12 protein-coding genes are annotated in these 10,761 nt (G+C 64.0%); 6 read left to right on the top strand and 6 right to left on the bottom strand.

The window, feature by feature from the left end; genetic code table 11:
* On the bottom strand, window positions 1-419 hold a 419-nt coding region (locus tag CN311_RS06785), incomplete at its 3' end, for a sigma-54-dependent Fis family transcriptional regulator (protein WP_133117148.1).
* A 6-nt stretch (window positions 420-425) separates the two neighbouring features.
* Entirely contained in the window at window positions 426-2,300 is a 1,875-nt protein-coding gene (locus CN311_RS06780) for a sensor histidine kinase (RefSeq protein ID WP_097572565.1), read from the bottom strand.
* A gap of 240 nt (window positions 2,301-2,540) precedes the next feature.
* Between CN311_RS06780 and CN311_RS06775 the strand changes: the two genes are divergently transcribed.
* The 6 genes from CN311_RS06775 to CN311_RS06750 all read left to right on the top strand — a co-directional run bounded on the left by CN311_RS06775 (window position 2,541) and on the right by CN311_RS06750 (window position 7,522).
* Window positions 2,541-3,872: a dicarboxylate/amino acid:cation symporter gene (locus CN311_RS06775; protein WP_208866451.1), complete on the top strand. Its 1,332-nt coding sequence runs from the start codon at window positions 2,541-2,543 to the stop codon at window positions 3,870-3,872.
* A gap of 488 nt (window positions 3,873-4,360) precedes the next feature.
* Window positions 4,361-5,425 (top strand): glycosyltransferase family 2 protein, encoded by a 1,065-nt coding sequence (locus tag CN311_RS06765; RefSeq protein ID WP_097572562.1) that lies wholly within the window; start codon window positions 4,361-4,363, stop codon window positions 5,423-5,425.
* Window positions 5,426-5,504: 79 nt separating this feature from the next.
* Window positions 5,505-6,002, top strand: coding sequence for a YciE/YciF ferroxidase family protein (locus CN311_RS06760; protein WP_097572561.1), 498 nt, complete (start codon window positions 5,505-5,507; stop codon window positions 6,000-6,002).
* 52 nt (window positions 6,003-6,054) lie between these two features.
* The gene (locus CN311_RS32495; RefSeq protein WP_165779618.1) at window positions 6,055-6,216 is read left to right on the top strand and encodes a hypothetical protein; all 162 of its coding nucleotides are present in this window, start codon (window positions 6,055-6,057) and stop codon (window positions 6,214-6,216) included.
* A 56-nt stretch (window positions 6,217-6,272) separates the two neighbouring features.
* Window positions 6,273-6,632, top strand: a complete 360-nt coding sequence (locus CN311_RS06755) for an antibiotic biosynthesis monooxygenase family protein (RefSeq protein WP_097572566.1) — start codon at window positions 6,273-6,275, stop codon at window positions 6,630-6,632.
* Window positions 6,632-7,522, top strand: coding sequence for an alpha/beta fold hydrolase (locus tag CN311_RS06750; RefSeq protein ID WP_097572560.1), 891 nt, complete (start codon window positions 6,632-6,634; stop codon window positions 7,520-7,522). The genes CN311_RS06755 and CN311_RS06750 overlap by 1 nt, the downstream gene beginning before the upstream one ends.
* Window positions 7,523-7,569: 47 nt before the next feature.
* Here CN311_RS06750 and CN311_RS06745 read toward each other — a convergent pair whose 3' ends face one another.
* The 4 genes from CN311_RS06745 to CN311_RS06730 all read right to left on the bottom strand — a co-directional run.
* Window positions 7,570-8,376, bottom strand: coding sequence for an ABC transporter permease (locus CN311_RS06745; protein ID WP_097572559.1), 807 nt, complete (start codon window positions 8,374-8,376; stop codon window positions 7,570-7,572).
* Entirely contained in the window at window positions 8,376-9,209 is an 834-nt protein-coding gene (locus CN311_RS06740) for an ABC transporter permease (RefSeq protein WP_097572558.1), read from the bottom strand. The genes CN311_RS06745 and CN311_RS06740 overlap by 1 nt, the downstream gene beginning before the upstream one ends.
* 24 nt (window positions 9,210-9,233) lie before the next feature.
* Entirely contained in the window at window positions 9,234-10,346 is a 1,113-nt protein-coding gene (locus CN311_RS06735; protein ID WP_097572557.1) for an ABC transporter substrate-binding protein, read from the bottom strand.
* A gap of 79 nt (window positions 10,347-10,425) precedes the next feature.
* The coding region (locus tag CN311_RS06730) for a TOBE domain-containing protein (protein WP_115504237.1) at window positions 10,426-10,761 on the bottom strand (336 nt) is incomplete at its 5' end.

The raw sequence follows: 10,761 nt of genomic DNA, 5'->3' as shown, positions 1-10,761 counted from the left end.
TCTCCGGCCGCTTCGCGCAAGGCCCGGTTCTCCATCACCAGGCGGCGCTTTTCGGCGGCCCGCCGCACGCTCTGCACCAGCCGGTCGGCGGCGAAGGGTTTGGTGATGAAGTCATAGGCGCCGTCCTTGATCGCCTTGACCGCAACCGCGATGTCGCCGTGCCCGGTGACGAGGATGACGGGAATATCGGAATCCAGCCGCAGCACGCGGTCGAACAATTGCAGGCCGTCGATCTCGGGCATGCGGATATCGGACACCACGACGCCGGCAAAACCGGCGTCAAGCCTGGCCAGCGCCTCGGCCGCCACCGCAAAGGCCGAGACTGAAAAGCCGGCCAACTCCAGCGTCTGCGCGGTGGCCTTGAGAAGATCGCTGTCGTCATCGATCAGGACGACCGGCGCTGCGTCGTGGTCCATCATGCTGTCTTACGCCGCTTTCAAGAGATGGATGGTGAAGCTTGTGCCGCTATCGCCGCTCGCAACCTCGATGCGGCCGCCATAATCGGCGACGATGTCCCTGGAGATGACGAGGCCGAGGCCAAGGCCTTTTTCCTTCGACGTGTTGAACGGCGTGAACAGCGACTTCAGCATCGCGGGCGGGATGCCGGGTCCGTTGTCGGACACGCTGACGATCACGCCGTTTGGCATCTCCTCGGCCGAAACCTGCACATGAGCGTCGTAGCGTCCGTCCAGCGCTTCCAGCGCGTTCTGGAAGAGATTGATCAGCACCTGTTCCAGGCGGATCCGGTTGCCCATGACCTTGAGGCTCGGCGGCGGCAGGTCGAGGGCCAGCGCATCGAGCCGGCCGGCAAAGCGGCTTTTCAGGAGCATGACGGCGCCCTCGATGACACCGCGCAATTCGACGGGTTCGGCGGCGGTGCGGCCCTTGCGGGCAAACGCCTTCAATTCCTCGGTGATGGCGCCGATGCGTTCGGTCAGCGCGGCGATGGCGCCGAGGTTTTCCGCGGCGGGCGCCGTCTGCTTGCGGTCGAGGAAGGTGCGGGCATTGTCGGCATAGGCGCGGATGGTGGCAACCGGCTGGTTGATCTCATGGGCGACGCCGGCGGCGACCTGACCGAGGATGGCAAGGCGGTTGGCCTGGACCAGATCCTGCTGCACCACCTGGAGTTTGGCTTCGGTGCCGCGGTGGTCAGTAATCTCGGCCTGCAGCCGGTCGCGAGCCCGGCTCAGGTCCTCGGTGCGTTCGACGACGCGACGTTCGAGCTCGACGCGTGCCGCCTGTTCGGCGGCGATGCGCATTTGCGCCGACTGCCGGCGCCACAGGAGATAGGCGGCGAAACCAAGCAGCGGGATGACGACGCCCAGCGCCAGAAGCCGCATTTCACGGATCGCAGCAGCGACCGGCGCTTCTGCCGGGACGAGGTAATCGAGCCGCCAGGGGGTCGAAGGGACCGGCGTGGAGAGGCGCAGATACTCCGCGTCGCTGCCGCCGGGTGTCACGGCATGGACGATCGACACGTCTGAGCTCAGCGTCTGCAGGCGGGTGATCGGCAACGGCACCAGCGGCGCTTCCCCGAACTGCTGGCTGCCACGGATGGCGGCAAGCTCCGGGCCGGCCAGCGGCGCCGTCGTCATGAAGCGCCAGGATGGCACGCTGGTGATCAGCACGACGCCATGCTCGTCGCTGACATAGGCCGGGCGGTTCGCCTCGTGCCAGTCGGCCTCGAGCTGGTCGAACTCCATCTTGACGACGACGACGCCGAGTGGTGCGGCGGCATCGCCGACGCGGCGTGAGATGTAGAGGCCGGGGCGCTTGCTGACATTGCCGAGCGCGAAATATTCGGCGGTTCCGGCCTGCATCGCGCCCGAGAAATAATCGCGGAACCGGTAGTCGTTGCCGACGAAGCTGATTGGCTCGCGCCAGTTGCTCGAGGCGATCGCGGAACCGTCGGTGCCGATGACGTAGAGCACCGCAGCCTTGGTGCCGGAGACCAGCCCTTCGAGCTTGCGGTTCAGCACATCGCTGGCGGCGGCGTTTTTCTGCGACAGCGCGTCATGGACCTGCTGGTCTTCGGACAAGAGCAGGGGGAGTGCGCGCGGGCTTTCCAGCACGGCGCGCAGCAGCGCGACCTTCAGATTGGCGTCGGTGCGACCCTGCACCGACAATGTGCCGATCTCGGCGGTCCGGCCGTAAAGGCCGGCGCCGTACAACGCTGCTCCGGCGATCGCAATGGCGACGGCCGCAAACAGCAGCCAGGCGCGGCGCGCCCGCCGGCGGAGTTCTCCGGGCGTCGAAGACCCAGGCGTTGAAAATGGGGCAGCGGCGGGGCGTTGCAGCATCGCCTATCTGTGCATGATTTCGCACAAAACACAATTCGAGCTATGCGGACGGCCGCACAGACTGTGTGTGAAACGGCCTCGCGAATTCCAAAATATTCAATAAAATCATAGGTGAGGCCCTCTTCCGCACGTTTGGCACGGCAGTTGCAAACACGAATTCAGCAGTCGCGAGGCTGCTGGAGGTCAAAGCAACCGCCCCGGGGAGTCGAGCTTTTCGATCGGGGCGCCATGGAGGACGTCATGCAGACAGCATTCGCTGCCGCCGAGCCGCGCGGCAAACTTCCCTTCTACCGGCATCTCTATGTGCAGGTGCTGGCGGCGATCGCCGCCGGCGTGCTGCTCGGTCACTTCTATCCCGAGACAGGCGAGGCGCTGAAGCCGCTCGGCGACGCCTTCATCAAGCTCGTCAAGATGGTGATCGCACCGGTTATCTTCCTGACGGTGGCGACCGGCATTGCCGGCGTTTCCGACCTGCAGAAGGTCGGCCGCGTCGCCGGCAAGGCGATGATCTACTTCCTGGTGTTCTCGACACTGGCGCTGGTCGTCGGCCTCGTCGTCTCGAATGTCGTCCAGCCGGGCGCCGGCATGCACATCAATCCGGCCACGCTCGATCCCAGCAAGGTGGCGACCTTTGCCGAGAAGGCGCATGACAGCACCATCGTCGGCTTCCTTATGAACATCATACCCGACACCATCACCGGCGCATTCGCAAAAGGCGACATCCTGCAGGTGCTGTTCTTCTCGGTGCTGTTCGGTGTTGCCTTGGCCATGGTCGGCGATCGCGGCCGTCCGGTCGTCGATTTCCTGCAGGCGCTGACGACGCCGATCTTCCGCCTCGTCGCCATCCTGATGAAGGCCGCACCCATCGGCGCCTTCGGCGCCATGGCCTTCACCATCGGCAAATACGGCATCGGCTCGATCGCCAACCTGGCGATGCTGATCGGGACGTTCTACCTGACGGCGCTGCTTTTCGTGCTCGTCGTGCTTGGCGCGGTTGCCCGCTATAACGGCTTCTCGATCCTGGCGCTGATCCGCTACATCAAGGAAGAGCTGCTGCTGGTGCTCGGCACCTCGTCCTCGGAAGCAGCGCTGCCCGGCCTGATGGCCAAGATGGAGCGCGCCGGCTGCAACCGATCGGTGGTCGGGCTGGTCATCCCGACCGGCTATTCCTTCAATCTCGACGGCACCAATATCTACATGACGCTGGCCGCGCTGTTCATCGCGCAGGCGACCGACACGCCGCTCACCTTCGGCGACCAGATCCTGCTGCTCGCCGTCGCCATGCTGAGTTCCAAGGGCGCCGCCGGCATCACCGGCGCCGGCTTTATAACGCTCGCCGCGACGCTTTCGGTGGTTCCCACCGTGCCGGTCGCCGGCATGGCGCTGATCCTCGGCGTCGACCGCTTCATGTCGGAGTGCCGGGCGCTGACCAACTTCATCGGCAACGCGGTGGCGACCGTGGTCGTGGCGCGCTGGGAAGGGGAACTCGACCAGACCCAGTTCGCCGCCGCGATGGCCGGCGACCTGCCCGAGGAGGTCGACCCGTCGCTGCCGGGACTGCAGCCCGCCTGACCGTTCAGGTTGCATGGTCACCAGTCCGGAGCCGGCTCACCGCCGGCTCCGGCACAGTCGCGCCAATCTCCGACATCTGCGATTAGCAACAGGCCACCGACGCTCGGTGCCGCCTGAGACGTAACAGGCTTGTGAGCCTGTTTTCGGCGAAGGGCTTGCTCCGGCCGTATTTGGCGCTCAGTATCGGCCATGCCTTCAAGGTGCCTGTCCGCTTCGATCCCGACCTGATCGCGACCGAAGCTTTTCCGTCGGGCTCGGTTGTCGTGTCATCCCAGCCGAACCGTCGGAGCCCTTGCTGCCCTCAACCAAGACCCGGCGGCAGCCTTCGAAGGCGATGGCGACTCAGCATGAAGTCGCAAAGCAAGAGACGTGACCCATCCTGACGGAAGGCGAAGGCTTTCCCCTGGGAAATTCGTGGGACGCGCTTGAAGAGGAAGCAGGCCCGCGCGGGTCTGCCGAAACCAAAGCAAGATGCGAGGTCAAATGCGATGCAGCCTGTCCCGAGTATTCCGGTATCCATCATCATCCCGAACTACAATTACGCGCGTTTCCTCAAGCGCAGCATCGACAGCGCGCTGGAGCAGGACCATGCCGATGTCGAGGTCATAGTCGTCGACGACGCCTCGCAGGATAATTCCAAGACAATCATGAAATCCTATGGCGACCGGATCGTCGCCTGCCCGAGGGAGAAAAATGGCGGGCATGCCGCCGCCTTCAACACCGGCTTTGCCGCAAGCTCGGGCAAGATCATCCTCTTCCTCGATGCCGACGACTATCTCTATCCGACCGCGGTCTCGACGATTGTGGACATCTGGGACGAGGCAACCGCCCAGGTGCAATCCAGGCTGCATATCGTCGATGAACGGCAACGCATCAAGGACGTCTTTCCACTGCCCGAACTGCCTTTCGACAGTGGCGACGTGATGCCGAAACTCCTGCACAAGGGCCGCTACCAGACGACGGTGACGAGCGGGCTTGCCTTCGACCGCGCCACCCTGGAATCGATCATGCCTATACCGGAGCCGGAATTCCGCCAGGGCGCCGATGGCTATCTCGCAACGCTGGCGCCGCTTTACGGGCACGTCCAATCCATCGACGAATGCGTCGGCGCCTATCGGATCCATGGCGCCAACCATTCGGTGTTCGGCGAGAAGCTCGCCGAGCGCGCGCGCTGGCGGGTAAGTCACGATTTTCGCCGCATGGAGGCGCTGTCGGAGCAAGCGTCCGAGATCGGCGTGACCATCGTGCCGTCGGATACGGTCCGCCACGATCCGGTGCATCTTGAGGAGCGGCTGGCATCGCTTTGCGCGGACCGGCGCCGGCACCCGGTGCCCGGCGATTCCCGGCTGGCGCTCGGAGCGGCCGGCGCCGTCGCCAGCCTGGAAATGACGGCGTCCCTGCGCCGGCGCGCGGTGCTTGCCGCCTGGTTCCTGTCGGTCGGCATGCTGCCGCGGAAAATGGCGATGGCGGTGCTGTCGTGGAAGCTCGACGCCTCGTCGAGGCCGGCATTCCTGACCCGCCTGTCCAAGACCATCCGCCACGCGATGGGGTAGTTTGGATTGGAATCACAGAGCGGAACAATTCAACCAACTGCCCATTGTGTGTGCGAGGGAAAACCCACAGGAGAACACAATGGCCAAACAAAAAATGCTTGAAGACCTGTTCCACGACTCGCTGAAGGACATCTATTTTGCCGAGAAGAAAATCCTCACAACCCTGCCCAAGATGGCGAAGGCAGCACAGAGCGCGGATCTGAAGGCGGCTTTCGAGAAGCATCGCAGCGAAACCGAAGGCCACGTCGCCCGCCTTGAGCAGGTGTTCGCTATCATCGACAAGAAGCCGCAGGGCAAGACCTGCCCGGCAATCGTCGGCATCACCGATGAGGGCGCCGAAATCATGGAAGAATACAAGGGCTCGCCGGCGCTTGACGCCGGGCTCCTGGCTGCGGCGCAGTCGGTCGAACACTATGAGATTTCGCGCTACGGAACGATGCGAACATGGGCCGGCGAGCTTGGCCTGAAGGATGCGGTTGCGCTTCTGGAAGCGACGCTGAAGGAAGAAAAGGCAACCGACGAGACCCTGACCGGGATCGCCACCACCGCCGTCAATCAGCAAGCAGAAGCTGCCTGATCCAATACAGGCCCGCCGGTGTTCGGTGGGCCTTTCATTCCGGAGGTCCATGATGACCAAAACCCCCTCCAAAGACCATCGCATTTCCGACAAGGAAGCCTTGCGCATTGCCGAGCAAACGGATGTTTCGCCGCAGCAGGCCAAAGACCTTGCCAAGGAGCATGGCAAAGCCAAGGGCGAGCAGGAAGCCCGGAAGACCAAGGACGAGGGCTGACATTCGATACGTCCGACATGACAATACCACGCTGACGAATGGATGTTGTTGGCACAATGGTACCGATAAAACCGACCATCGCCCGCATCTGGCGCGGCAGAACCTTGCCCGAGAATGCCGATGCCTACGAGATCTACAATTATGAAGCCGGCATCAAGCCGCTGATCGACAAGGCGCTTGGGGTCCAGACATTTCGCGAGGACACACCCACTTATTCCGAATTCATGACGATCTCCTATTGGGAGAGCGTCGAGGCGATGGCCGCGTTCACCGGCGGTGACCCCAAAAGCATCCACCATCTGGATCGGGACAAGGAGTTCCTGATCGAACTGCCGGCAGGCGTGCAAGTGCTCAGTATCCGCTCCAGCCACGGCACGCTGAGGCCGCAAGAAGGAGGGAAGAGCGGGGACGCGTAATGTTTTCGGGCTTTGAGGCGAAGACCATACAGGTAGAGGACACATCGATCTTCGTCAGGGTCGGAGGCTCCGGCCCGCCGCTGCTGCTGCTCCATGGTTTTCCCGAAACCCATATGATGTGGAGGGATATAGCGACGGCGCTGGCACCGCGCTTTACCGTGGTCGCCGCCGATCTCCGAGGCTACGGGCAAAGCGGTTGTCCGGCCTCGTCAACCGATCACGCCCCCTATTCGAAGCGGGCCATGGCCGGTGACATGGTGCAAGTGATGCGCGCGCTCGGCTTCGAGCGCTTCATGATTGCCGGTCATGATCGCGGCGGTCGTGTCGCCTATCGGCTGGCGCTCGACCATCCCGGTCATGTGTCGAACATTGCCGTCCTCGACGTCATTCCCACCGCCGCCGCCTGGGATCGCGCCGACGCAAGGCTGGCGCTCGGCTTCTGGCCGTGGAGTCTGCTCGCGCAGCCGGAGCCGCTGCCGGAGCGCTTGCTGGCTGCGGCGCCTGCTGCGATCGTCGACAATGCTATTTCGCAATGGGGTTCGGCTGCCGACGCCTTCCCCGCGGAGATCAGGGCGGCCTATATCGAGGCGCTGCGCGATCCCGACCATGTCCACGCCATTTGCGAGGAGTATCGCGCCGCCGCCGCTATCGACCGCGACCATGACGCGCTCAGTCAGGCTGACAGCCGGCGCATCGCTTGCCCGTTGCTTGCGCTCTGGAGCAGCGAGGGCGGACTGGAGAACTGGTATGCGGGTGAGGGCGGGCCGCTGGCGATCTGGCGGCAATGGGCCGACAAAGTCGAAGGCCACCCGGTCAAGGGTGGGCACTTTTTCCCGGAGGAAAACCCGGACGATACGGCTGCGGCCATCTCAGAGTTCTTCGCGGCTTGAGGCCATGCCGAGAACTGCGTCGAGTATTGGTGCTTGATGACCCGCATCTAGTGCCCACCGCGCAGCCTGACCACGGCGCTGCGCACCGCCAGCACCAGCACGGTGATGATGATCAGGATCACCGAGAGCGCTGCGATCGCCGGGTCGATGTTGTCGCGCAGGCCCATCCACATCAGACGGGGCAGGGTGATGGCGTTGACCGAGGTGATGAACAGCGTGACGCCGATCTCTTCCCAGGACAGCACGAAGGAGAGGAGTGCCGCCGTGATGATGCCGAACTTGATGTTGGGGATGATGATGCGGGTGGCACGCTCCCACACGGTGGCCCCCAGGCCACGCGCGGCAAGGTCGATGCGGCGGTCAAGCTGGCTGAGCGAGACCAGGATCAGCACGGTGGCGAAGGGCACCGTCATCACCGCATGCGCCATGGCGACGCCGAGCCAGGTGTCGTAGCCGAAGAACGAGCTGAAGCCCGAGATCGAGGTCAGCAGGAAGTAGAGCGTGATGGCCGACACCACCGGCGGCACCACCATCGGCAGCAGCACGAAGCCGACCAGGGCCGCGGTGAAGCGCGGCTGGAACATCCAGACGCCGAGGCTGAAGCAGAGCGCCAGCACGGTGGAAAAGGCGCTGCTGACAATGCCGATCCTGATGGAGAGCAGGATCGACTGGATCCAGCGCGGGTCCTCGATCAGAGCCCGGTAGTGGCGCAGCGACAGTTCGCCGGACGGCATCGCCAGCATGCGGCTCGGCGTCAGCGACACCGGGATGACGGCAAGCAGCGGCAGCAACAGGAACAGCGCCACCAAGGCGGCGAGGACCAGCGAGACAGGACCGGGGCGATAGGTCGGCATCAGACCAGCTGCCTCGGTTTGACATAGCGGAAAAGCAACGCCATCAGCGCGCCGACGAACAGCACCAGCACCACGCTGATCGCCGCACCCAGGCCCCAGTCCGGGCTCTGGAAGATGCGGAGATAGATCAGCTCGGCGATCATCACGCTGCGGCCGCCGCCGAGGATCGCCGGCGTGACGAAGAAGCCCAGTGAGAAGACGAAGACGATCATCGCCGAGCCGATGATGCCGGAGCGCGTCATCGGCACGAAGACCGACCAGAAGGTGCGCATGCGGCTGGAGCCGAGGCCACGCGCCGCGAGCAGCACGCGGTCGTCGAGGCTGCGCATGGAGGACGCCAGCGGGAAGACGGCGAAGGGAATGAGGAAATGCGTCATGCCGACGATGACGCCGAATTCGTTGCGCACCAGCGTCAGCGGTTCGGAGATGAAGCCTATCGCCTGCAGCCATGTGTTGATCAGGCCGCGATTGGACAGAAGCGCCACCCAGCCGAAGGCGCGCGTCAGCACCGAAATCCAGAACGGGACGAGAATGCAGAATTCGGCGATCACGCGCTGCGCCGGCGTGCCGCGCACCCAGACAACGGTGATGGCATAGGCCGCAGTGACCGAAACGACCGTGACGATGGCCGCGATGCGCAGCGTGCGAATGAACACCGACTGCACCAGATCGTCGGTGAGCAGCGCATTGTATTGCCCGAACCCCGGCGTCGGCAGGGTAAAACTCCATTTGACGACGCCGAGGAATGGCCAGGCATAGGCAAGGACGAGAAACAGGAGCAGCGGCGCCATCAAAAGCGCCGCGCCCATCCTGTCGGAGAGGGTGCCTCTCATCTCAGGTCAGCATCCCTGTCTTGGTCAGGCAGAGATGATCTTGGTGTATTCGTCGAGCGCCGCGCCGTAGTTCTTGGCGTACCACTCCATGTCGAGCGCGATCTGCTTCTTCATGTTCTCGGGATCGACCGGGTTGATGCGCTTCTTGTCGGCGGGGATCAGTGCGTCCGCCGCCGGGTTGGCCGGGCCCTGGCCGAGCTTGTCGAACATGATGAGCTGTTTTTCCGGATCCTGGGCGCTGGCGATGAACTTCATCGCGGCGTCCTTGCCGCCGGGATTGTTCTTGAGCACGGCCAGCGCACCGGGCGAGATCAGGCCCTGGTCCCAGATGAACTTGATCTTGCCGCCGGAATCCTGCTCGATCAGCGAGGCGCGGGTCGACCAGACGATCGCCATAGAGGCTTCGCCGTTGAGCAGCACGCTCTGGCTCTCGGCGCCGCCGCCCCAATAGGCCACGACATTCTCCTTGAAGGCGGCGATCTTGTCATGCGCGCGCTTGAGGTCGAGCGGGTAGAGCGAGGCCGGGGCGATGCCGTCGGCGAGCAGGGCGGCCTCCCAGCTCGACACACCCCATTTGTAGAGCGAACGCTTGCCGGGGAATTTTGCGACGTCGAAGAAATCGGCCATGCCGGTCGGCGCGTTGCTGCCGTATTTCTCGGAGTCGTAGGCGATGACATAGGAGAAGAAATAGGTCGAGGCGGCGTATTCCCAGCCGAAGCCCTCGCGCATCTTCTTCTTGTCGACGATCGCGTAGTCGATCGGCTCCAGCGCGCCTTGGGCGCCGAGCGTGATCGCCGAGAACGGATCGACGTCGACGAGGTCCCAGGTCGGCGCGCCGCTCTTGAACTGCGCCGCGATGGCGCCCTCGGTCGGGCCGGAACCGTCCATCTTGACGGTGATGCCGGTGTCCTTGGTGAAGGCCTGGCCATAGGCGGCGTCGTAAGCCGTGATGGCGTCGCCGCCCCAGTTGACCAGCACCAGTTCCTTGGCCTGCGCGAAGGCGCCGGTCGAGCGCAGCAGCATCGGCGTGCCGGCAAGCACAAGTGCCGCAAGCTGCGTGAACTGGCGGCGCGAGATCTCGCCGCGCGCTGCCCTGGCGGACAGCATCTCGATGGAGTGTTTCCGGGTGTCGTTCATGTCAGTTCCCCTTTTTGTCGTTGGTTGTTCCGATGGTTAGTGCGAATCCCGGTTCCATCACTTGAGGATTCGCAAATCGTCATTGCCCTCCATGCGGAAGGAGAAAACCTTTTTCGGCCGGCCAGGTCAGCCAGACGGAATTGCCCTTGCTGAGTGCCGCTGCGGCGACCTCGTTTGGCACAGATACGGTCACCTTGGCGCCCTGGCGCGTCGTCAAATCGAGCCGTGTCGCGGCACCCAGATAGGTGGAGGCGATTGCGGTGGCGGCGATGCCGTTCTCGCCCGCCGCCGCTTCGCGTGCGATCGACATATGCTCGGGCCGGATCGCCAGGATGGCATCGCCACGGACTTTCTCGGCCTTGCAGCGCATGCTGACGGCGCGGTCTTCGCAGAGGCCCGTCGAGCCATTGTCGGC

This window comes from Mesorhizobium sanjuanii, from assembly GCF_002529485.1.
Classification (GTDB): Bacteria; Pseudomonadota; Alphaproteobacteria; order Rhizobiales; family Rhizobiaceae; genus Mesorhizobium; species Mesorhizobium sanjuanii.
This window is presented reverse-complemented; position numbering and strand designations above follow the sequence as displayed.

What these genes read in the sequence shown, in the direction of transcription:
- CN311_RS06780 (WP_097572565.1), bottom strand. Translation starts at nt 2,300, where the DNA reads ATGCTGCAACGCCCCGCCGCTGCCCCATTTTCAACGCCTGGGTCTTCG.
- CN311_RS06775 (WP_208866451.1), top strand. Translation starts at nt 2,541, where the DNA reads ATGCAGACAGCATTCGCTGCCGCCGAGCCGCGCGGCAAACTTCCCTTC.
- CN311_RS06765 (WP_097572562.1), top strand. Translation starts at nt 4,361, where the DNA reads ATGCAGCCTGTCCCGAGTATTCCGGTATCCATCATCATCCCGAACTAC.
- CN311_RS06760 (WP_097572561.1), top strand. Translation starts at nt 5,505, where the DNA reads ATGGCCAAACAAAAAATGCTTGAAGACCTGTTCCACGACTCGCTGAAG.
- CN311_RS32495 (WP_165779618.1), top strand. Translation starts at nt 6,055, where the DNA reads ATGACCAAAACCCCCTCCAAAGACCATCGCATTTCCGACAAGGAAGCC.
- CN311_RS06755 (WP_097572566.1), top strand. Translation starts at nt 6,273, where the DNA reads ATGGTACCGATAAAACCGACCATCGCCCGCATCTGGCGCGGCAGAACC.
- CN311_RS06750 (WP_097572560.1), top strand. Translation starts at nt 6,632, where the DNA reads ATGTTTTCGGGCTTTGAGGCGAAGACCATACAGGTAGAGGACACATCG.
- CN311_RS06745 (WP_097572559.1), bottom strand. Translation starts at nt 8,376, where the DNA reads ATGCCGACCTATCGCCCCGGTCCTGTCTCGCTGGTCCTCGCCGCCTTG.
- CN311_RS06740 (WP_097572558.1), bottom strand. Translation starts at nt 9,209, where the DNA reads ATGAGAGGCACCCTCTCCGACAGGATGGGCGCGGCGCTTTTGATGGCG.
- CN311_RS06735 (WP_097572557.1), bottom strand. Translation starts at nt 10,346, where the DNA reads ATGAACGACACCCGGAAACACTCCATCGAGATGCTGTCCGCCAGGGCA.